Annotated in this window: 18 protein-coding genes and 1 riboswitch; of the genes, 5 read left to right on the forward strand and 13 right to left on the reverse strand. The window is 67.2% G+C overall.

Translation table 11 applies throughout. The features are described from left to right. From Sj15T_RS18955 to Sj15T_RS18970, 4 genes are all read right to left on the reverse strand, one after another. On the reverse strand, window positions 1–1,308 hold the full coding sequence (locus Sj15T_RS18955; RefSeq protein WP_013053900.1) for a YeaH/YhbH family protein: 1,308 nt from the start codon (window positions 1,306–1,308) through the stop codon (window positions 1–3). A 19-nt stretch (window positions 1,309–1,327) separates the two neighbouring features. Further along, entirely contained in the window at window positions 1,328–3,271 is a 1,944-nt protein-coding gene (locus tag Sj15T_RS18960) for a PrkA family serine protein kinase (RefSeq protein WP_013053901.1), read from the reverse strand. Between the two features lie 462 nt (window positions 3,272–3,733). Next, window positions 3,734–5,104: an ATP-binding protein gene (locus Sj15T_RS18965; protein WP_013053902.1), complete on the reverse strand. Its 1,371-nt coding sequence runs from the start codon at window positions 5,102–5,104 to the stop codon at window positions 3,734–3,736. An 18-nt stretch (window positions 5,105–5,122) separates the two neighbouring features. Further along, window positions 5,123–5,851: a response regulator transcription factor gene (locus Sj15T_RS18970; RefSeq protein WP_013053903.1), complete on the reverse strand. Its 729-nt coding sequence runs from the start codon at window positions 5,849–5,851 to the stop codon at window positions 5,123–5,125. A 242-nt stretch (window positions 5,852–6,093) separates the two neighbouring features. On the opposite strand from Sj15T_RS18970, the gene Sj15T_RS18975 reads away from it, so the two are divergent. Genes Sj15T_RS18975 through Sj15T_RS18985 form a run of 3 tightly spaced genes read left to right on the forward strand, consistent with a single transcriptional unit; the run spans window position 6,094 to window position 11,753 of the window. Continuing rightward, a complete protein-coding gene (locus Sj15T_RS18975; RefSeq protein ID WP_013053904.1) occupies window positions 6,094–7,224 on the forward strand; it encodes an efflux RND transporter periplasmic adaptor subunit in 1,131 nt (376 codons plus the stop codon). A 12-nt stretch (window positions 7,225–7,236) separates the two neighbouring features. Beyond that, window positions 7,237–10,380, forward strand: coding sequence for an efflux RND transporter permease subunit (locus Sj15T_RS18980; protein ID WP_013053905.1), 3,144 nt, complete (start codon window positions 7,237–7,239; stop codon window positions 10,378–10,380). Further along, entirely contained in the window at window positions 10,377–11,753 is a 1,377-nt protein-coding gene (locus Sj15T_RS18985; RefSeq protein ID WP_013053906.1) for an efflux transporter outer membrane subunit, read from the forward strand. The genes Sj15T_RS18980 and Sj15T_RS18985 overlap by 4 nt, the downstream gene beginning before the upstream one ends. 33 nt (window positions 11,754–11,786) lie before the next feature. Here Sj15T_RS18985 and cobU read toward each other — a convergent pair whose 3' ends face one another. The 7 genes from cobU to Sj15T_RS19020 are packed head-to-tail and all read right to left on the reverse strand — an operon-like array spanning window position 11,787 to window position 16,885. Beyond that, window positions 11,787–12,290 (reverse strand): bifunctional adenosylcobinamide kinase/adenosylcobinamide-phosphate guanylyltransferase, encoded by a 504-nt coding sequence (gene cobU / locus Sj15T_RS18990; RefSeq protein WP_007686074.1) that lies wholly within the window; start codon window positions 12,288–12,290, stop codon window positions 11,787–11,789. Between the two features lie 5 nt (window positions 12,291–12,295). Beyond that, a complete protein-coding gene (gene cbiB, locus Sj15T_RS18995) occupies window positions 12,296–13,231 on the reverse strand; it encodes an adenosylcobinamide-phosphate synthase CbiB (RefSeq protein ID WP_013053907.1) in 936 nt (311 codons plus the stop codon). Then, the gene (locus Sj15T_RS19000; protein WP_013053908.1) at window positions 13,224–14,201 is read right to left on the reverse strand and encodes an aminotransferase class I/II-fold pyridoxal phosphate-dependent enzyme; all 978 of its coding nucleotides are present in this window, start codon (window positions 14,199–14,201) and stop codon (window positions 13,224–13,226) included. The genes cbiB and Sj15T_RS19000 overlap by 8 nt, the downstream gene beginning before the upstream one ends. Further along, complete coding sequence (locus tag Sj15T_RS19005) at window positions 14,198–14,908, reverse strand: adenosylcobinamide-GDP ribazoletransferase (protein ID WP_013053909.1); 711 nt, start codon at window positions 14,906–14,908, stop codon at window positions 14,198–14,200. Before Sj15T_RS19005 ends, Sj15T_RS19000 begins: the two co-directional genes overlap by 4 nt. Next, complete coding sequence (locus Sj15T_RS19010; RefSeq protein WP_013053910.1) at window positions 14,905–15,468, reverse strand: histidine phosphatase family protein; 564 nt, start codon at window positions 15,466–15,468, stop codon at window positions 14,905–14,907. Before Sj15T_RS19010 ends, Sj15T_RS19005 begins: the two co-directional genes overlap by 4 nt. Next, complete coding sequence (cobT, locus tag Sj15T_RS19015) at window positions 15,465–16,481, reverse strand: nicotinate-nucleotide--dimethylbenzimidazole phosphoribosyltransferase (RefSeq protein ID WP_013053911.1); 1,017 nt, start codon at window positions 16,479–16,481, stop codon at window positions 15,465–15,467. The genes Sj15T_RS19010 and cobT overlap by 4 nt, the downstream gene beginning before the upstream one ends. Next, on the reverse strand, window positions 16,478–16,885 hold the full coding sequence (locus Sj15T_RS19020; protein ID WP_007686084.1) for a DUF1636 domain-containing protein: 408 nt from the start codon (window positions 16,883–16,885) through the stop codon (window positions 16,478–16,480). The genes cobT and Sj15T_RS19020 overlap by 4 nt, the downstream gene beginning before the upstream one ends. A gap of 191 nt (window positions 16,886–17,076) precedes the next feature. Then, window positions 17,077–17,268: riboswitch (cobalamin riboswitch) on the reverse strand. Here Sj15T_RS19020 and Sj15T_RS19025 point away from each other — a divergent pair. Together Sj15T_RS19025 and Sj15T_RS19030 are read left to right on the forward strand one after the other, a co-directional pair. Next, complete coding sequence (locus Sj15T_RS19025) at window positions 17,261–17,893, forward strand: MgtC/SapB family protein (protein ID WP_013053912.1); 633 nt, start codon at window positions 17,261–17,263, stop codon at window positions 17,891–17,893. (Overlaps the previous riboswitch by 8 nt.) A gap of 150 nt (window positions 17,894–18,043) precedes the next feature. After that, window positions 18,044–19,225 (forward strand): acetyl-CoA C-acyltransferase, encoded by a 1,182-nt coding sequence (locus Sj15T_RS19030; protein WP_007686088.1) that lies wholly within the window; start codon window positions 18,044–18,046, stop codon window positions 19,223–19,225. Window positions 19,226–19,343: 118 nt separating this feature from the next. Here Sj15T_RS19030 and Sj15T_RS19035 read toward each other — a convergent pair whose 3' ends face one another. Both Sj15T_RS19035 and Sj15T_RS19040 read right to left on the reverse strand, forming a co-directional pair. Then, window positions 19,344–20,630 (reverse strand): DUF3422 domain-containing protein, encoded by a 1,287-nt coding sequence (locus tag Sj15T_RS19035; protein ID WP_013053913.1) that lies wholly within the window; start codon window positions 20,628–20,630, stop codon window positions 19,344–19,346. A gap of 152 nt (window positions 20,631–20,782) precedes the next feature. Then, window positions 20,783–22,018, reverse strand: a complete 1,236-nt coding sequence (locus Sj15T_RS19040) for an SGNH/GDSL hydrolase family protein (protein WP_013053914.1) — start codon at window positions 22,016–22,018, stop codon at window positions 20,783–20,785. Window positions 22,019–22,021 lie beyond the last annotated feature (3 nt).

Below are 22,021 nucleotides of genomic sequence, written 5' to 3' on the forward strand. Positions count from 1 at the left end.
TCATGAACTCCGCTCCGCCACGCCCTTGCGCTGGAACAGTTCGCGGAAGACGGGGTAGATTTCGCGGCGGTGATGCACCTTGCGCATCACGAAATTGCGGTTCGCCTCCGAAACCGGGGCATAGGCCTGCCAGAGGCCGGTGGTCGTGCCGATCGATTCTATGTCGGCGAATTCCTCCCGCCCGACCTCCAGATAGGCGAAATATTGGCTGAAGGGCAGGATTTCCTGCTGCATCAGGCTGACCACCCGGCCATTGTCGGATTGCATCGTGTCGCCGTCGGACGCCTGCGCCACATAGATGTTCCAGTCGTCGGGCCGGAAGCGTTCCTGCACCACCTCTATCAGCTTGTCGAGCGCGCTGGACACCAGCGTGCCGCCTGTGACCGTGCTGTAGAAGAAGGTCTGTTCGTCCACCTCCGCCGCCCGGTCGGTATGGTGGATGAACACCACCTCCACATGTTCGTAGCAGCGCGACAGGAACAGGTGCAGCAGCGCGAAGAAGCGCTTGGCCAAGTCCTTCATATGCTCCGTCATGGAGCCGGAGACGTCCATCAGGCAGAACATGACGGCTTGCGCGACGGGCTTGGGCACCGTCTCGAAGCGGCGGTAGCGCAGATCGACGGGGTCGATATAGGCGATGAGGTTGCGGCGGCGGATGATGGTGGAGCGTTCCTCCCGCAGCGCCTCCAACCGCGTGGCGTCGTCGGGCAGAGGCGAGGTGCGCGCCTCGATCAGGGCGATCTCCTCTTCGATGCGGGCGAGGTCGGCGCCCTTGGGACGGCGCAGCGCCAGGCGGCGCGACATCGCCTTCTGCATGGTGCGCGGGACCGACAGGTTGGAGGGGTTGCCGACCGTGGAATAGCCCGCCCGCCGGATGCCGTCGACCGCTCCGCCGATCAGCCGCCTTTTGGCCAGGTCCGGCAGTTCCAGATCGTCCAGGAACAGGTCCAGAAACTCCTCCCGGCTGAGCGCGAACTGGAAATCGTCATTGCCCTCGCCCTGCCCGGCCTTCGACCCCGCGCCGGCGCCGCCGTCGGGGCGCTTGATCTTGTCGCCCTCCATATAGTCGTGATTGCCGGGGAAGACCCGTTCGCGGCTGCCGCCCTGCGCGGCGCGGTGCAGCGTCGGTTCGTGGATGACGTCGCGCTGGATGGAAATCTGGCCTTCCTTGTCCAGATCCTTGATGCTGCGGTCCTTCAGGCTGTCGCGCACCGCCTGCTGCACATAGGCCCTTACCCTTCGCAGGAAGCGCTGTCTGTTGACCAGGCTCTTGCCGCCTGGGTTCAACCGTCTGTCGACTATGTGCATGGCGGGCTTAGCGCCTCCATCAACCGGCCTGTTTCACGCGGATATACCATTCGACCAGGCGCCGGACCTGCCGCTCCGTATAACCCCTTTCGATCATGCGCGCGACGAATTCATCATGCTTGGTCGCGGTTTCGCCGTCCTTCTTCGACCCGAAGCTGATGACCGGCAGCAGATCCTCGACTTGGCTGAACATCCGCTTTTCGATGACCTCGCGGATTTTCTCGTAACTGGTCCAGGACGGGTTGCGGCCGTCGTTGCTGGCCCGCATGCGCAGGGCGAATTTCACGACCTCGTTGCGGAAATCCTTGGGGTTGGCGATGCCAGCGGGCTTTTCGGTCTTGGACAGTTCCTGGTTGATGACCTCCCGGTCCAGAAGCTGGCCGGTGTCAGGATCCTTGAAATCCAGATCCTCGATCCACGCATCGGCATAGGCGACATAGCGGTCGAAGAGGTTCTGGCCATAATCATGATAGGATTCCAGATAGGCCTTCTGGATTTCATTGCCGATGAACTCGGCGTAGCGCGGGGCCAGTTCGCCCTTGATGAACTCCAGGTAGCGGGCTTCGACTTCGGCCGGGAATTGTTCCTGCCGGACCATGCCCTCCAGCACGTACATGAGGTGGACCGGGTCGGCCGCGATCTCATTGGTGTCGTGGTTGAAGGTGGCCGACAGCGCCTTGAAGGCGAAGCGGGTGGAGATGCCCGACATGCCCTCGTCCACGCCGGCGGCGTCGCGATATTCCTGGAGGCTTTTCGCGCGCGGGTCGATTTCCCGCAGCATCTCGCCGTCATAGACTCGCATCTTGGAGTAGAGATTGCTGTTCTCATGCTCGCGCAGGCGGGTCAGGACCGAAAAGCGGGCCAGCATGTCCAATGTTCCCGGCGCGCAGGGGGCTTTGTTGAGGTCGGATTCCCGCAGCAGCTTTTCGTAGACATGGCGTTCTTCGGTGGCTTGCAGGCTGTAGGGGACTTTTATGACGTAGATGCGGTCGATGAAGGCTTCGTTATTCTTGTTGTTCTTGAAATTGGCCCATTCCGATTCATTGCTGTGGGCCATGATGATGCCGGTATAGGGAATGGCGCCGATATTCTCCGTGCCGATATAATTGCCCTCCTGCGTCGCGGTGAGCAGCGGGTGGAGCATCTTGATCGGCGCCTTGAACATCTCGACGAATTCCAGCATCCCCTGGTTCGCCCGGTTGAGGCCGCCGGAATAGCTGTAGGCGTCGGGATCGTTCTGGGAGAGCATTTCCAGCTTGCGGATGTCGACCTTGCCGACCAGCGAGCTGATGTCCTGGTTGTTCTCGTCGCCCGGTTCGGTCTTGGCGATGGCGACCTGCCGCATGCGGGAGGGCATCATGCGCACGACCCTGAACTGGGAGATGTCGCCGCCATATTCGTCCAGGCGCTTGCGGCACCAGGGGCTGATCATGCCGGTCAGCCGACGGCGGGGGATGGCGTAATTTTCCTCTATGAAGTCGCCATGCGTCTCCGCGTCGAACAGGGCGAGCGGGCTTTCGAAGATCGGGCTGACCTCTTCCCCCGCCTTCAGCACATAGATGGGGTGCACCTCCATGAGCGCCTTCAGCCGTTCGGCCAGCGACGACTTGCCGCCGCCCACCGGGCCGAGCAGGTAGAGAATCTGCTTGCGCTCCTCCAGTCCCTGGCTGGCGTGGCGCAGGAAGCTGACGATATGCTCTATCGTCCCTTCCATGCCGTAGAAGTTGGTGAAGCTCTTGTAGCGCCGGATCGTCCGGTTCATGAAGATGCGGCCCAGCCGCTGATCGCGGGACGTGTCAATGATCTCAGGCTCGCCGATGGCGGCCAGCAACCGCTCCGGCGCCGATGCGTGCATCAATGGATCGTTGCGACATCCCAGCAGATAATCTTCGATGGACATTTCGGCCTGGCGCCGATCATCGAACTTCCGCGTGAAGCTGGAAAACAGCTCATTCTTTGTCACTGGCGACTCCCGCTAAAGTAGCCGTGGAATATATATAGACCCATATGGTCCGTAAAAACAGTGTAATAGAAGGATGGCAGGGTAAAAAATTTAAATCTGCGCAGAATTTTATCCGAAAACTTCTTTGCAAAAGAACGCACGATGCTTGTCCGGCTACGCAAGAGCATTTCCGGCATTTGCACGACCGTCATATTGCGGCCGGCAACATCTTTGCCGCGCCGCCGCCATGCAGCGTCTTCAAATCGGCGCGACGATCCCCCGCCGCGATCTGATGCATAGTGTCACCTGAGGCCTTGAGAGGGAAGAGGGTAAAGGAGATAATCTCGCCAGGGCCGCGTTGGTTCCATCCGCAGGCATCGGCTTCGGGCGAGAGGGACCACCGCAAACCCTCCTGTCATGCCGAGATTTCTCAGCAAGAAAGATTGGAATGCGCCCTCGCCGCAAGGTAAAAAGCCGAAGCCGTTACGCCCGCATGTCGATCGTCGCGACCAGCCCCCCTTCCGGCGCGTTGGCCAGCCGCACCGACGCCTGGAAGCTCAGCGCCAGGGATCGGGCGATGGTGAGGCCAATGCCCGTGCCCGGCCGCCCGCCCGGCTGCCCCGCCACGCCGCGGGTGAAGGGTTCGAACATCTGGTCCAGTTGATCGGGCGCGATGCCCGGCCCATGATCCCGCACCTCGATCAGCACGCGCCCGCCCTGCCGCATGCAACTGACATCGGCGCTGCCGCCATATTTCACCGCATTGTTCACCAGGTTGCTGATGCAGCGGGTCAGCGCATTGGGCTTGACGCGGACCGTGCCGCCGCAGCCCGACAGGAAACGAACGGGCGATCCCAGGTCCTGCGCGTCCTCCGCCATGCTGGTGAGCAGGGAATCGATGTCGATCATCGACCAGTCCTCCTGCGCCTCGGTGCTCGCCGCCAGGTCCAGCCCCTCGCGCACCAGGGTCATCATCGCCTGGTGATCATGCAACAGCCGCGCCCGCAACTCCTCATTCTCCACCAGTTCCAGCCGCAGCCGCAGGCGGGTGAGCGGGGTCTGAAGGTCATGGCTGATCGCGGCGAGCAACTGCGTCCGCTCGGCAAAACCGGCGCGCACCCGACGCTGCATCAGGTTGAAGGTCGACAGCGCGGCCCGCACCTCCTCCGGCCCGCGTTCGGGGATTTCCTCCGGATCGACTGACACCGAAAAGGCTTCGGCCGCCCGCTCCAGCCGTCGCAGCGGCTTGGCGACGAAGCGCGCGACGACGATCGCCAGCCCCGCCGAAGACAACAGGATCAGCAGCAGGTAGATCGGCCTGGCAAGATTGCTGGGCGGCTTGGCGACCCGCGGCAGGTATAGCGCGAGCGAGCGCCGCTGGCCCGTGCTGTCGGTGAAGCGGACGACCCAGCAATCGGGCCGTGGCGCGTCGATCAGGCCGGCCGCCCGATTATTGGGGTCGACCTTGTTTGCGGGGAAGCACAGCCCGACCGGCACCTGCCCCGCTTCGGGGTTGGAATATGGTCCGAAACGCACCTCCAGCGCGTCCGCCAGGGTGGGGTCCGGGTCCGCCAGCGCCACGCCTTCCGGCGCGGTCCTCGCGCCCATGATCTGCTGGTCCTTCAGCATCGCCTCTATCCGCACCGGATCGTGGCTCAGCCGCTGGGCGATGTCGACCGCGCTCGCCACCACGCGCTGGAGGCGCCAGCGTTCGAAATCGAGGTGCCGGGCCTGCTCCGCCACCAGCAGAGCCAGCACGGCGGCCACCGTCATGCCGACGGTCAGCAGCAGGAATATCCGTCCCACCAGCGACCGGAAGAAATTGCGCGCCCGCGCCACGACCGGGATCATCATGCGCCGATCATCCGCCCGTCATTCATAGGTCACCGTGCTCGCCAGCACATAGCCTTCGCCGCGCACCGTCAGGATCAGGCCGTCGCCGCCGGGGCTGTCGGCCAGTTTCTGCCGCAGCCGGCTGACCTGGAGGTCGATGGATCGGTCGAACGCCGCCGTCGCCCGGCGTTCAGGCACCAGCGCCTCTCGCGAGAGCACCACATTGGGTTCCTCTATGAAGCGGGACAGCAAGCGGAATTCGGCGGAGGACAGCATGATCAGCCGGTCGTCGCTGGCGATCAGCCGTCGCTGGAAGAGGTCCAGCCGCCAGGAGCCGAAGCGGGCGATCCGCGCCGCCTTCTGCCGCGCCCGATCCTCGCTGCGCGACCGCCGCAGCAGGTTGCGGACCCGAACCAGCAGCTCGCGCGGCTCGAACGGCTTGGTCAGATAATCGTCCGCGCCCAGTTCCAGCCCCAGCACCCGGTCGATGGCGCTGCCCCGCGCCGTCACCATGATGATCTGGACGCCGCTGCCCTGCGCCCGCAATTCCCGGCACAGCGACAGCCCGTCGCCATCGGGCAGGTTGAGGTCCAGCACGATGAGGTCGGCCGGCCGCGCCGCCATGATTCCGTGCAGTTCGCTCAGGCTGCCGGCCGCAAGCACCTCATAATGTTCCTGGGCAAGCTGGCCGACGATCAGCCCCCTTATGTCCTCGTCATCGTCGACGACGATCACGCGGAACGGGCGGGATGGCGGCATATCGGGCATCGTCTCCTTCTAACCGCAATCGCGGGCCAAGTCTGCGTTCGGGCTGCGGTCGTTACATATCGATACAATCCGCTACACAATGATCCAACCGGATGAAAAGTCGCTCTACCACGCGACAGGGCGAAGAGGGATGAGGGGCAGGTCGGCGCCAGCTACTGGAGCCGACCTTCGCCCGGCGCGCCCCTCCCTCCCCCTGCGCCGGGCGAAGTCCCCCATCTTCATTCCGGAACCGCCCGACGACCATGCCCAGCCGCCTCCCCGCCCTTCGGACCGCCCTCTTGGCGCTTTGCGTCCTGGTCGCCGCCTGCGGCCAGAGGGAAGCGCCCAAAAAAGGGCCGGTCGAGGTCGGTGTGGTGACGCTGGCGACGCAGGACGTGACAGTATCCACCGAACTGCCCGGCCGCACCGCATCCACCATGATGTCGGAGGTCCGGCCGCAGGTCGCCGGCGTCATCCAGAAGCGGCTGTTCACCGAGGGTTCGACCGTGAAGGCGGGCCAGCCCCTCTACCAGATCGATCCCTCGCTCTATCGCGCCTCCCGCGATGAGGCGCAGGCCACCCTGGCCAGCGCGCAGGCGACCGCCGCCGCCGCCCAGGCAAGGGCCAGCCGCTACCGCACGCTCGGCCAGAGCGAGGCGGTGAGCGCGCAGGACCGCGACGACGTCATCGCCACCGCCCGCCAGGCGGCCGCCGCCGTGCAACAGGCCCGCGCCACGCTCCAGACGGCTGGCATCAACCTCAACTTCACGCAGGTCCGGGCGCCCATCGGCGGGCGGATCGGCCGGTCCGCCGTGACGCCCGGCGCGCTGGTGACGGCCAGCCAGGCGACGCCGCTCGCCATCATCCAGCAACTCGACCCGATCTTCGTCGACGTGACGCAGTCGAGCGCCAAGCTGCTCCAGTTGCGCCGCGCGCTGGCGGCGGGCAAGGCGCTGCCCGCCAGCGCCACGATCCGGCTGAAGCTGGACGACGGCACCGATTATCCGCTGGAAGGCCGCATCGAATTCGCCGAACCGATCGTCGATCCGGACAGCGGCACCGTCACGCTGCGCGCCCGTTTCCCCAATCCGGACGGCCTGCTGCTGCCCGGCATGTTCGTGCGCGTGGTCGCGCCGCAATCGGTCGTGCCGAACGCGATCCTGGTGCCGCAGCAGGGGATCAGCCGCGATCCCAAGGGCAACGCCACCGCCCTGGTGGTGGACAAGGGGAACAAGGTGGAGCGGCGCACCGTCACCGCCGCGCAGGCCGTGGGCGACCAATGGCTGATCACCGACGGATTGCGGAGGGGCGACAGGCTGATCGTCGAGGGCACGGACAAGGTGCAGCCGGGCGACGCGGTGAAGGCCGTTCCCGTCGACCGGGCCGCGAGATAAGGGGGCGGAACCTTGCTCAGCCGCTTTTTCATCGAACGGCCGATCTTCGCCTGGGTCATCGCCATCGGCATCATGATGGCGGGCCTGGGCGCGATGCTGACCCTGCCTATCGCCCAATATCCGGACATCGCTCCCCCGTCCGTCAACATCAGCGCCAACTATCCCGGCGCTGCGGCCGAAACCGTGGAGACCAGCGTCACCCAGGTGATCGAGCAGCAGCTCACCGGCATAGACGGCCTCATGTACTTCTCCTCCTCGTCGACGGCCAACGGCCAGGCGCGGATCACCGTCACCTTCAAGAAGGGCACCGATCCCGACACCGCGCAGGTGCAGGTGCAGAACAAGGTGCAGCAGGCGCTGAGCCGGCTGCCCAACGCCGTGCAGCAGCAGGGACTGACCGTCACCAAGTCGCAGACCGACTTCCTGATGGTCGTCGGCCTCTACGACAGGACGGACGCGGCGTCGCAGGCCGACATCTCCGACTATCTGGTCAATCATTTCCAGGACGCCATCGCCCGCGTGGACGGCGTCGGTTCATCCCAGATCTTCGGATCGCAATATGCGATGCGCGTCTGGCTGGACCCCTACAGGCTCGCCACCGTCAAGCTGATGCCGTCCGACGTGCAAAGCGCCATCGCGGCCCAGAATGTCGAGGTGTCGGCGGGCCAGATCGGCGCCGATCCCGCGCCGGAGGGGCAGCAGCTCAACGCCACCGTCACCGCCCGCGCCCGGCTGCAAACGCCCGAGCAGTTCCGCAACATCATCGTCAAGACGCAGAGCGACGGATCGGTCGTCCACCTGTCCGACGTGGCGCGGGTCGAACTGGGCAATGAAAGCTACACTTCCTCTGCGCGGCTGAACGGCCATCCCGCCTCCGGCATGGCGCTGCAGCTCGCGCCCGGCGCCGACGCGCTCAAGACCGCCGAACTGGTCAAGGCCAGGGTGGAGGAACTGTCGGCCGACCTGCCGCATGGCTATACCGTCACCTATCCGCGCGACACCACGCCCTTCATCAAGCTGTCGGTGGAGGAAGTGGTCCAGACGCTGATCGAGGCGGTCGGGCTGGTCGTGGTGGTGATGTTCGTCTTCCTGCAAAGCTGGCGCGCGACGCTGGTGCCCGCCATCGCCGTGCCGGTGGTGCTGCTCGGCACTTTCGGCGTGCTGGCGCTGTTCGGCTATTCGATCAACACGCTGACGCTGTTCGGCATGGTGCTGGCCATCGGCCTGCTGGTCGACGACGCCATCGTCGTGGTCGAGAATGTCGAACGCATCATGGAGGAGGAAGGGCTTTCCCCGCGAGACGCCACGATCAAGTCGATGGAGGAGATCGGCAGCGCCCTGATCGGCATCGCCCTGGTCCTGTCCGCCGTGCTGCTGCCCATGGCCTTTTTCGGCGGGTCGACGGGCGTCATCTACCGGCAATTCTCCATCACCATCGTCTCCTCCATGCTGCTGTCGGTGGTGGTGGCGCTGATCCTTTCGCCCGCGCTCTGCGCGACGATCCTGAAGCCGGTTTCGCATGAGCATCGCGACCGCGGCTGGACCGGCAGGTTCAACCGCTGGTTCGGTCGCGTCACGGATGGCTATATGACGCGGCTGAACGGCTTTATCGGCCGCCGAACCCTCTTCTGGATCGGCTATGCGGCGATGCTCGGCCTGCTCTGGCTGCTGTTCGTGCGCCTGCCCACCAGCTTCCTGCCGGTGGAGGACCAGGGCCAGGTGATGGTCCAGGTCACCTTGCCCGCCGGCGCCAAATCATCGCGCACCAGCGCCGCCGTCGACCAGATCCAAAATTATTTCACCAATGACGAGAAGGACAATGTCGACTTCATCTTCGTGACCCAGGGTTTCAGCTTCGCCGGACAGGGGGAAAATACCGCGCAGGGCTTCGTCAGCCTCGCGCCTTGGGACAAGCGCAAGGGCGCGGCCAACGGCGCGACCATGATCGCGAACCGCGCCACGAAGCAACTCGCCGCGATCCGCGACGCCAAGGCGCTGGCGACGACGCCGCCCTCTATTCGCGGACTGGGCCAGTCCAACGGCTTCACCTTCGAACTGCTGAATACCGGCGGCCTCAGCCGCGAACGCTTCCTCGAAATGCGCAACCGGCTCATGAAGGCGGCGACCGGCAGTCCGAAACTGGCGGGCGTGCGCGCCGCCACGCTGGAGGACACGCCGCAGCTCAAGGTCGACATCGACTCCGAGAAGCTCGCGGTCCTGGGCCTCACCCAAAACAGCGTCGACAATGTGCTGAGCGCCGCCTGGGGCAGCACCTATATCAACGATTTCGTCGACCGCGGCCGGGTGAAGCGCGTCTATATGCAGGCCGACGCGCCCTTCCGCGCCTTGCCCACCGATCTCGACAACTGGCAGGTGCGCTCTGCCGCGACCGGGGAAATGGTCCCCTTCTCCGCCTTCGCCACCACCCATTGGGCGATGGGGCCGACCACCGTGTCGCGCTATAACGGCCAGTCCGCCTATGAAATCCAGGGGCAGGCCGCGCCGGGCTCCAGCTCGGGCGAGGCGATGGACGAGATGGTCAGGCTGCAAAAACAGCTTCCCCCCGGCACCGGCTATGCCTGGAGCGGCCTTTCCTATCAGGAGCAGCTATCCGGCGGGCAGGCGCCGCTGCTCTACGGCCTGTCGGTGCTGGTCGTGTTCCTCTGCCTCGCCGCACTCTACGAAAGCTGGTCGATCCCCCTCGCCGTGCTGCTGGTGATTCCGCTCGGCCTGATCGGCGCGGTGCTGGCGGTGACGCTGCGGGGCCTGGAAAACAACATTTATTTCCAGGTCGGCCTGCTCACCACCATGGGCCTCGCCGCCAAAAACGCGATCCTGATCGTCGAATTCGCGGAGCTGGCCTACCTCCAGGGCAAGGACGCCATGTCCGCCGCGCTGGAGGCCGCCCGCCTGCGCTTCCGCCCGATCCTGATGACCTCGCTGGCCTTCATCGCGGGCGTCATCCCGCTCGCCATCGCGAGCGGCGCGGGCGCGCAGAGCCGCGTCGCCATCGGCACGGCGGTGGTCGGCGGCATGCTGACCGCGACCGTGCTCGCCATCTTCTACGTCCCCCTCTTCTTCCTGACGATCGTGCGCATCTTCAACCGCAAGAACCCGCCCTCCCCCACCGCCCCCGCTGCGGAGGTTCCGGCATGAGGCGCGCCCTGTGCGCCCTCGCTTCGGCGGCTGCCCTGTCGGGTTGCAACATGGCGCCGACCTATGTCCGGCCCGCCCCCCCGGTGCCCGCCAGCCTCCCCAGCGGCCCGGCCTATGCGCCTGCGACGGCGACGGAAAAACCCGGCCTGCCCTGGACCGCGCTGATCGGCGATGCCGGCCTGAAGACAGTGATCGGGCGAGCGCTCGACAATAATCGCGACCTGCGCGCCGCCCTCGCCAATGTGGAGGCCGCCCGCGCCCTTTACCGGGTGCAGCGCGCCGAACGGCTGCCCGCCGTCACGGGCGAGGCGGCAGCCGGCTTTACCCGGCGGAACGACGCCCGCCAGAACAGCTACAGCGCCGACATCGGCTTCAGCGCGTTCGAGATCGACCTGTTCGGCCGGGTGAAGAACCTGACCCGGTCGGCGCTGGAATCCTATCTGGCGACCGAGGAAGGGGCGCGGGCCACCCGCATCGCCCTGATCGCGGAAACGGCCACGGCCTATGCGACCTTGGCCGCCGATCAGGATTATCTGGACCTTTCCCGCCGGACATTGGCCAATGCCGAACGCACGCTCGCCCTCACCCGGTCGCTGAACGGCGCGGGATTGATCGGCAAGCTGGACGTCCACCAGGCCGAAACCACGGTGGAACAGGCGCGCAGCGACATTGCCGCGAACCTCACCCAGGTGGCGCAGGACCGGAATGCGCTGGACCTGCTGGTCGGCGCGCCGGTCGAAGATGCGCTGCTGCCCCGGTCGTTGCAGGAACTCACCCCCGACGTTGCGAAGGTGCCGGCGGGCCTTTCCTCCGACGTGCTGCTCCAGCGGCCGGACGTGCTGCAGGCGGAACATCAACTGAAGGCCGCCAATGCCGACATCGGCGCGGCGCGGGCCGCGATGTTCCCGAGGATCAGCCTGACCGCGGCCATCGGCGTAGCCAGTTCGGCCCTGTCGTCGCTTTTCACGGGCGACGGCTTCGCCTGGTCGGCGGCGCCCTCCGCCAGCATGCCGATCTTCGGGGGCGCGGCCAGAGGCAATCTGTCCTACAGCAAGGCGCAGCGCGACCTCAGCCTCGCCCGATATGAAAAGGCGATCCAGACCGCCTTTCAGGAGGTGTCCGACGCGCTGGCGCGTGAAGGCACGATAGACGAGCAGCAGGCTGCGCAGCAGCGGCTGGTCCTCGCCAGCCAGCGGAGCTACAAGCTGGCCGAGGAACGCTATCGCGCCGGCATAGACACTTTCCTCAACAGCCTGACCAGCCAGAGAAGCCTTTACAACGCGCAGCAGAGCGCGATCGCGACGAACCTGGCGATGATCAGGAACCGCATCCTGCTCTACCGGGTCATCGGGGCGGATTTCCGGGAAGGGTGATCGCCATGGCCGGCAAACCCGCGCTGCCTGTCCTTAACCCTTCAACCGCAGCGGCAGTCCGGCGGCCATCAACATGACATCCTCGCACAGGGCCGCCATCTGCTGGTTCAGCCACCCCGCCTCGTCCCGGAACCGCCGGGCCAGGGCGTTGTCCGGCACGATGCCTAGGCCCACTTCATTGCTCACCAGCACGACAGGAACGGGACAGGCCCTCAACGCCTCCGCCAGAACGGCCCTGGCCCCGGCCAGGTCCGCATCGGCAAGCATCAGATTCGTCAGCCACAGCGTCAGGCAATCCACCAGGATCGCCTCCGCCCGACAGGCCGCTTCGGACAGGGCGGCGGGCAGGTCCATGGGCGCGTCGATGGTCAGCCAGCGACTTCCACGCTCGATCCGGTGGCGCGCTATCCGCTCCTCCATCTCCGCGTCGAACGCCTGCGCGGTCGCGATATAGGCCAGGCTCCCGTTCCCGACAGCCTCGCAGCGTTCCTGCGCATAGCGGCTCTTGCCGGACCGGCATCCGCCCAGCACCAGCATTCTCTTCATCCGACGCCCTCCCAGATTGCGGCGAGGCCCCACAGCAGCAGGCAGGCGAGCACATAGATGCGCAGCGCCGCCTTCATCGCGCGGACGTCCGCTTCCCCGCCCGTCCCGATCCATGGCTTGTCGTGCAGCACGCCGTCATAGCGGATCGGCCCCGCCAGCCGGATGCCGAGCGCGCCGGCCATCGCGGCCTCCGGCCATCCCGCATTGGGCGAGGCATGCTTCCGGCGATCCCGCCGCAGCACGGCCCATCCGCCACCCCCGGCGACGCACAGGATCAGGCCGGAGAGCCGCGCCGGCACCCAGTTCAAGAGATCGTCGAAGCGCGCCGCCGCCCAACCGAAATCGGTGTAGGGCGCCTCCTTGTGCCCGATCATGCTGTCGGCGGTGTTGACCGCCTTATAGGCCCATATGCCCGGCGGGCCGAGCAGCAGCAGCCAGAACAGCGGTGCGACGACGCCGTCGCAGAAGCTTTCGGCCAGACTTTCTATGCCGGCCCGCGCAACGCCCGCTTCATCCAGCGCGGCCGTGTCGCGGCCGACGATTCGGGCCACCGCCTGCCGCGCCGCATCCATTTCCCCCTTCGCCAATGCGCGAACCACCGGCGCGACATGGACATAGAGGCTGTTCTGCGCCAGCGCCGGCCAGGCGGCGAGCGCCAGCCATGGCCAGGCCGTGCCCCCGCCCCAGCGGCGGATCGCCCATTCCAGCGCCAGACCAGCGCCCCCGCCCACGCCCAGCAACAGCAACAGCAGGGCGAGTCCCGTCCATCGACGCACCCGGCCGCTCCACGCCTCCCGGTTCCATCGCCGTTCCGCCGCGCCGATGATCCGGGCGAAACCGCCGACCGGATGGCCGATCTGGGCGTGCAGCCAACCCGGCCAGCCAAGCGCCGCATCCAGCATCAGCGCCGCCAGGGCCGCCGGCTCACCCATCGGCCAATGCCCGGTCGAGGCGGGCAAGAGCCGCCGCATCGGCAGGCAGGCCGATCCGCAGCCAGCGCCGGTCCTCCTCGAAGGGGCGCGTCAGGATCGAACGCCGGGCCAGCCTGTCGAACAGGGTCCAGCCATCCTCCGCCTCCACCAGGCGGAACAGCGGGCATTCGCCCCGCGCCGCCAACCCATGGCGCGCCAGCACGCCATCCAGTTGCGCCGCGCGCTCCCCCAGCGCCGTCACTGTCGCGTCGATCCAACTCCGATCGCGATAGGCAGCGCCGCCGAACGCGATGGCTGCCGCGGAAACCGGCCATTCCCCCAGCATCCGCCGCGCCCGCGCGACGACCTCTCGCGGCCCAAGCAGAAAGCCCAACCTGACGCCGGCCAGCCCGAAGAATTTGCCGAAGGACCGCAACAGGATCAGCCGCCGCCCGTCACCCACTTCGCACGCCAGGCTGCATGAAGGCACAGCGTCGGCATAGGCTTCGTCGACGATCAGCCATCCTCCGCCCTCTTCCAGCCCGGCCAGCCATTGCAGCAGGCGCGCAGGCGGCAGGATGCGGCCGTCGGGATTATTTGGGTTGGCCAGCAGCAGGGCCACCGCTTCGCGAGGCGGTTCTTCCCCATCGGGCAACGGGGCCCCTTGCGCGAAAATCTCCGCATGGGTGCGATAGCTGGGGACGAGCCAGCGAGCGGGCATGTCCAGCATCCGCCCCACCAGCCGCAATCCCGCCTCGCTGCCCGGCAGGGTGCAAAGATGGTCGGGATCTACCCCGAAACAGGCGGCGGCCGCCGCCTCCATCGCCGCCAGATCGCGCGGATCGGGCAAATGCCGCCAGTCGACGGCCAGATGATCGGCCCCCGGCCATGGGAAGGGGCTGATTCCGGTCGAAAGGTCGATCCACTCCTTCCCGCCATAGACGGCGCGGGCTTCCGCCAGGCGGCCGCCATGCCAGGCGAAACCACTCATCGCGCCGCCACCATCGCCAGCAGCAGGGCGCTCTCCAGCAATTCGATGCCGGCGCCATGCCCATCCCCGGAGATGCCGCCGATCCGGGACCGCAGCCAAAGGCCCCAAAGCGGGATCAACGGAACCGCCGCGAGAAGGGCGGGCGCCCGATAACTCGCCGCCAGAGCCAGCATCGACCAGAGGATAAACGCCTCCGCCCGCCATCCGGCCCGAAAACGGCTCGCCAGTCCCTCGTGGAGCGGGGGCAGCCAGCGCGTCCAGAATAAAGGCCCGATGCGCGCCACCATCGCCACGGCCGCCAGCATCCATGGCGAAAAACTCTCCAGCCACAGCCGCAACAGCACCAGCTTGGCCAGCAATTGCAGACCGATGGCGACCACGCCGAAGCTGCCGACATGCGGATCGGCGAGGACGGCGGACAGGCGCGTCCGGTCGCCATGCGCCGCCCCCGCCGCATCCGCTATGTCGCCCAATCCGTCGAGATGCAGCGCCCCGGTCACGGCCACCCAGGCAACCAGGCCGAAAAGAGCGCCCGCCCAGGGGTCGATCCGCATGCCCAGCCCGACCCCGCCCGCGACCGCCAGGCCGACGGCGATGCCCGTTGCGGGCAGCCAGCGGACGGCGGCGGCGAAATCCCGCTCATCGACATGCTGCGCGGGCAAAGGCAGGCGCGTCATCAATTGCAGGGCCAGCACCAGCCTCTTCATGCGATCAGGCCCGTAATCTGCCCCGACGGTCCTTCGGGCCAGATCCGCAGGCTCAGCACCGCGCCATAAGGCAGGTCCACCGCCCAGCCCCGCCGCGCGTCGAAGCCGCACAGCACAGACAGCGCCGCCCGGATCGCCCCGGCATGGCAGACCACCAGAACCGGCTCGCCCAGCGCGGCCAGCCCGTCCCCGATCCGATTGCATAGGTCGGTCCAGCTTTCACCCCCAGGCGGGGGAAATCCGTCCGGATCGTCCCAGAAGCGGGCAAGATCCTCCGCCGGAAGGCGCGTAGGGTCGGCTCCCTCCCAATCCCCGAAATGCAGTTCCCGCCAGCGCGGATCGACGCCCAACTCCACGTCCCGCTCCGCCGCGATCGCCGCGCCCGGCGTCCGCGCCCTGGCGAGGTCGGACGTCACCACTCGCGCGAAATCCAGATGCCGCGCCCGATCGACGCAGAGGGCGATCCCCTCCGCCTCCGGCGGAGCGTCCAGATGGCCGAGCAACCGTCCGGCAAGCTGTGGCGCGCCATGGCGCATCAGGTGGAGCGGAAAGGCGTTCACAGCGCGCCGGCCACGGCCGCTTCGGCAAAGCTCGCCATGCCCCCATGCGCGGCCAGGGCGGATCGCACGATCTGCGCGGCGACCGCGGCGCCGCTCCCCTCGCCCAGCCGCATGTCAAGCCGCAGCAACGGCTCCAGCGCCAGAGCGGCCAGCAGGCGCTCATGCCCTGCCTCCGCCGACATATGGGCGGCCATGCAATGGTCGACGATCGCCGGATTATCCTTCGCCAGCGGCGCGACCGCCGCGCAGCCTATGAACCCGTCCAGCATGACCGGCACGCGCAGCATCCGCGCCGCCAGCACCGCGCCCGCCAGCGCCGCGATCTCTCGCCCGCCCAGCCTCCGCAAGGTTTCGAAGGCGTCGGCGCAATGCGCCCCGTGCAGGGCGAGCGCCAGCGATACCGCATCGGCCTTGCGCGCCAGCCCCTCGCCATCCACGCCTGTCCCGCGCCCCACCCAATGGGCCGCCGCACCCCCAAAGGCCTGCGCGCAGAGCGCCGCCGCCGGCGTGCTGTTGGCAATGCCCATCTCGCCCGGCAACAGCAGGTCGAGGCCCTCTTCCGCCGCCGCCGCTCCGGCATTGATCGCGCTCAGGCAATCCGCCTCGCTCATGGCCGCCTCCGCGCAGATGTCGCCGGTCGGCCGTTCCAGATCGAGCGCGACGACGGCCAGTTCCGCGCCGCAGGCCTGGGCCAGCGCGTTGATCGCCGCGCCGCCATGACGGAAATTGGCCACCATCTGCGCCGTGACCCCTGCCGGGAAGGCGCTGACGCCCCGCGCCGCAACGCCATGATTCCCCGCGAAGATAGCGGCGCGGATGCGCTCCGCCCGGGGCCGTTCCCGCCGCTGCCAGCCCGCCATGAACAGGGCGATCTCCTCCAGCCGCCCCAGCGAACCGGCGGGCTTCGTCAGCACCCGCTGCCGCTCCGCCGCCGCTGCGGCAGCGCCTGCGTCGGGGGCGGGAAGCTCCGCCAGAGCGGCGGCAAAGGCGGCCCGGTCGACGAAGCGGATCATGAACAGACGAAGCCGTCGGGCGGCGTGCGGACGATGAAATGCCCCTTCACCCCCTGCGGCCAGTCGGCATAGCGCACCACGCCCTCCTCGCTTTCGGCGTGGCGCGCCGCATAGTCCAGTATCGCCCGCGCGGCTTCCTCATCGGGGGTGAAGTCGCCCAGCACATAGCCGACCTTTCCGGTCCCGCGCACATGCACCGCGCAATGGCGATCGCAGGCGAAGAGGCAGGGCATGTCCTGCACCGCGACCGCCGCATAGGCGGGATCGCCGTCGCGAACCCTGTGAAGCGCCTCGACCAGCAGGGCGCCGCCTCGCCGCCCTGCCGCATCCTCCCGCTGCTCCGCCGAAAGACGGCAGGTCGAACAGACGACCACCGACGCCCCAGGCCCGACAGCCCGCAGCATCAGCAATGGCCCCGCAAATCAGTCATTCCACATCCTCCAGCCCGGCGGCATGTGCCCCATCGGGAACCGGGCAAGGGAGGACGGGCCGGCACCAGGCAGGCGACAGGACTCCCCCCGCGCGGTCGCACCGGCAAGGCGATGGCTGTCGCTCGGCGAGGAGACCCCCGTTCGCCCGGCACACCCTGTCCGGTCGAAGAACGACGGCGTCAGGCAGGTCTCCTGGCTCGCGGGTCGATGCTGTCCGGCCGCCTTCTCGAAACCCTGTCGGTTCAATGGCGCGATGGCCGGAAGGCTCGCCGCTTACAGTTGCAGGGGCAGCGCGGGCATTTCACCCGACTTCCCTTTTCATCCCCTTGCAGGGAACCTGTCGCGCCAGTGCTGATAAAGCCGGCTTCGATCAATCGCAAGGCCGGAAATGGCAGGGTGGCGACGCGGTCGGGCCTCGGCTTCCGCTTCCGTCCGTCCTGGAGGGAACGGCAGCCGCCCTTCGCGGGTTTCATGGCCATGTTGGCCAACGATTTCGGTACCACGCTCGTCCGCCTTGTCCTTGCGACGCTGCTCGGCCTTGCCCTGGGCTTCGAGCGGGAACGCAACGGCCATGATGCGGGCCTGCGCACCCATGGCCTGGTGTCGCTGAGTTCGGCCATGCTGACGCTGTCGGCGCTAGAATTGGTGGAAGTGCACCCGGACGGGGATCCGATCCGCGTGGTTCAGGGACTTGCCCAGGCGATCGGCTTCATTGCGGGCGGCCTTATCTTCGTGCGCGGCGGGGATGTGCGCAACATGACCACGGCCGCCAGCCTGTGGATGGCCGCGGCCGTCGGCATCACGGCGGGGGCGGGCCAATATGTGCTCGTGCTCGTCGGATCGCTGATCGCGCTGATGCTGCTTTCCTTGCTCCTCCTGGTCGAAAAGCGCATCGCCCGGCGAAGCCGCAAGGCGGACAGGCTGGAGGGCGACGCCATGCCCAACCGGCGCGGTTCCGTGGTCCGGGATCGCGAGGGTTGAACGGCAAATCCGCGCCGCCTTCCCTGGCTATGCGCCCGGCGGTATAGGAAAAGAGCGAACCGATGCGAATGGAAAATCAGGGTTGCGATTCGCCTGCGACGCGGCGCTTCGCCCCGTCCGGAACCTGCCCAGGCGCCTGAGGAAAGAAAAATGAACAAGGACATCATCATCGCCGGCTATGCCCGGACGCCCATGGGCGGTTTTCAGGGCGCACTGGCCAGCGTCTCCGCCCCGGAACTGGGCGCCGTCGCGGTCAAGGCGGCGGTCGAACGCTCCGGCGCCGCGCCGGAAGCCATAGACCGCATCTATATGGGCTGCGTCCTGCCCGCCGCGCTTGGCCAGGCGCCAGCGCGGCAGGCGGCGCTGGGCGCGGGCCTGCCTCAATCCGTCGAAGCGACCACGGTCAACAAGATGTGCGGTTCGGGCATGCAGGCCGCGATCATGGCGGCCGAAGCGCTGAGCGCCGGGACGGTGGACATTGTCGTCGCCGGCGGCATGGAGAGCATGACCAACGCGCCCTATGCGCTGCCCAAGCATCGCTCCGGCGCGCGCATCGGCCATGATCGGATCATCGACACGATGATGATGGACGGGCTGGAGGACGCCTATGACCGCGGCAAGCCCATGGGCGCCTTTGCCGAGGACACGGCCCGCGACTATCAGTTCACCCGCGCGGAAATGGACGCCTATGCGATCGAAAGCCTCGCCCGCGCCAATGCGGCGATCGACAGCGGCGCCTTCGCTGGAGAGGTGGTGCCGGTCATCGTCAGGACGCGCGGCGGCGAGGTCCAGGTCGACAAGGACGAACAGCCCGGCAATGCAAGGCCGGAGAAGATTCCGTCGCTCAAGCCCGCCTTCGCCAGCGACGGCGCGATCACCGCGGCATCCTCCGCCTCCATCTCCGACGGTGCGGCCGCGCTGGTGCTGACCCGCGCCGACGTGGCGGAGAAGCTGGGCCTGGCGAGGGAAGCGCGCATCGTCGCCGCCGCAGCCCATGCCCATGCTCCCGCGCTGTTCACCACGGCCCCGGTCTTCGCGATCCGCAAGGTGCTGGAGAAGGCGGGCTGGTCCTCCGGCGATGTCGACCTCTACGAAGTGAACGAGGCGTTCGCCGCCGTCGCCATGATCGCGATGCGCGACCTCGACATTCCGCGCGACAGGATCAACGTCAATGGCGGCGCCACGGCGCTGGGCCACCCCATCGGCGCCAGCGGCGCGCGCATCATCGCCACGCTGGTGGCGGCGTTGAAGGCGCGGGGCCTCAAGAAAGGCGTCGCGGCGCTCTGCATCGGCGGCGGCGAAGCGACCGCCGTCGCCCTCGAAATCCTGTAAGCGGGACGAAGGGAACTTCCGGGGCCGGCGCGATCCGGCAGGCGCCGGTCCTTGATCCATGTCCATCAAGTCATGAATTTGGCGTGGCGCAACTTATCGGGAAGGTTCGGCACGCGGCCTAATGCCCGCTGCCGGATGGCCGCTTGACCTTCCTGATCTGCCCGATCCCCAGGAAGACCGTGACGATGGTCACCGGGAACAGCGCGACATCGATCCAGGCGGGCAAATGCCATCCCTGAAGCTCCAGCGCTTCCTTCAGATGGTGCCAAAGGCCAAGGGCATAATAGCTGATGGCCACCACCGACAGCCCCTCCACCGTATGTTGCAGCCGCAATTGCAGCGCGGTCCGGCGGTCCATGGAAGCCAGCAGGTCGCGGTTCCGGCGGGCAAGGGCGGTGTCGACCCGCGTGCGCAGCAAGGCGCTGGTCCAGGCGGTCCGCTGCGCCAGATCCTCCAGCCGGCGGGTGAAGGCATCGCAGGTGCGCATGGCCGGCAGCAGTCGCCGCTCGGTGAAGTCGTCGAGCGAGCGGTAGCCCCGCACCGGCGCGACGGCGAGGCGGCGAATGCGGTCGCGGCAGATTTCCGCATAGGCCTGCGTCGCGCTCATGCGGTAGCGGGTGCGCGCCACGATCCCGGCCAGCTCCGCGCTCAATGCGGAAAGTTGCTCCAGCACCTGATCGGCATCCGCATCCTTCTGCGCGACGCGGCTTGTGATCGCCGTCAGCCGCTGTTCCAGCGCGGTGAGCAAGGGCGTCGCCTGTTGCGCTTCAGGCAGGCCCAGCAAGGCGATCTTGCGATAATTGCCCAGTTCCTGAAGCCGCTGAACCAGTTGCGAACTTTCGCCGCCCTGCAATCCCTTGTCATGGATGAGCAGCCGGCCGAAGCCGTCGGCGTGCAGGCGAAAGTCGCTCCAGATGCGGGCTTGGCCGTCCGCCACGTCGGAAATGATGAGGTCGTCGGTGGCGAAATGCGCCGCGATCGCAGCGGGCGGCGGCTCGTTCATGACCATCGCGATCTGGGTGGAACGGATCACCCTGCCCGGCATGTCCGCCATCCATGCGGGCACATCGCCAAATGGCGAGAGGTCGAACAGCGTCGCGCCCTCGACCGCCGCCAGGAAGCTGTAGGTCATGAATTCGGTATGACGCTCCCAGGAGAAATGGAGGTCGCCGATCCGCGCCGCGAGGAAGCGGTCGCCGGGCTTGAGGGCGGGAAAACGGTCGGACAGGAGGGCGATGCCCTTCTCGGCCTGCTGCTCGTCGACCAGCAGCACGAATTGCAGGGCAAGGGCAGGCGCATCGAACCGGGGCAGGCCGCGAATATGCATTTCCCGCGACAGGGAAGCCCGCAGCGGATGGTCCCGCCGGCTGAGCGCCGCAAAGGGATCGCTGGTCATGTCGTCCATGGGCCGGTTCTTCCTTGGCAGGCTTGCGCTATTAAGTCCGACAATATCGTCCTTGTCGATTCATAATGCGGCGGGATCGCCATTGGCAATCCGCCCTGCCCTAAAGGATGACAGGCAAATGGGCGGAGATCGGTCAGGCCGCCCGGCTCCTGCTATTTGAACAGGTCGAGCGGGATCGCCTCGGCCATGGCGCGATAGCCTTCGGGCGAAGGATGCAATGCATCCCCGACATCATAGCGCGGAAGCAGGCGGTCGGGATGGGCGGGATCGCGCATCGCCCGGTCGAAATCGATCACCCCGTCGAAATTCCCCGGCTCGCGAATCCAGCGGTTGACGGCTTGGCGGTCGGCTTCGTTGCGGGCGTCGGGATGATAATAGTCGTTGCCCACGAAGGGCAATATGGTTCCGCCGATCACCTTGATGCCCCTGGCGCGCGCCCGCATGACGATCTGGCGATAGGCGCCGATGATGCGCGATACCAGCCGCGCATGTTCGGCATCGCTCACCTGCGTTTCACGCGTCAGCGTGCCGATGTCATTGATGCCCTCCAGCAGGATCAGAAAGCGCGCGCCCGGTTGCGCCAGCACGTCGCGGTCGAGCCGGGCCAGCGCATTGGGGCCAAGGCCGTCGTTCAGCAGGCGGTTGCCGCCTATGCCCTGGTTGACGATGGCCAGATGCCGCGTCGCCGGATCGGCCTGGAGCCGCCGGGCGAGATTGTCGGTCCAGCGGTCGTTGCCGTTCGTGGTCGACCCCCGTCCATCGGTAATGGAATCGCCCAGCGCGACGATCAGTTGCGCCGCCGCGCAGCGCTCCACCTCCAGCCCGGCGAGCGAGAACCAATGCTCCACCGTCTGCGCGCCCGCCATGGCGGGGTCGGTCAGATGATCGCCCTTGAGCAGCCAGGAGGTCGCCCGCGATCCGGGGTGAGAGGTCTGACCCGAAGGCTCCTCATCAAAGGCGATGCTGATCGCCAGATCGTCAAAGGCGCGGACCGGCAGCGCCACCGGATCGGACAGATATTCGGCGCCGGCCGGGATCGTCACATCGCCCCGCCCGTCGAAGCGTAGCGGAATGAGGGTCTTCGCATCGATGGCCGGCGATCCGGCACGCAGCGCCCGCGCAATGCTGGCGCCCCTTATGTGCAGGGGGGCGGTGCCGGCGAGATTGGACAGGCGTACGCGCAGCCGGTCCCCCGCGATGGAGGGCCGGACGATCTGCCGCAGGCTGCTGTCCGCCAGCATGCCCGGCGCCAGCGCATTGTCCCCGGTCGGCGCCATCTGGGCGGAGGCCCAGGCCGCCGTCCAATGTACCGGGCATGACGCTGCCCAGGCCGGGGTCGCGACGCAGGCCGCCAGCGGGAGGAGAAAGGCGGCAAGGGTCAACCGCATGGG

It is taken from the genome of Sphingobium sp. TA15, assembly GCF_037101235.1.
GTDB classification, from domain to species: domain Bacteria; phylum Pseudomonadota; class Alphaproteobacteria; order Sphingomonadales; family Sphingomonadaceae; genus Sphingobium; species Sphingobium indicum.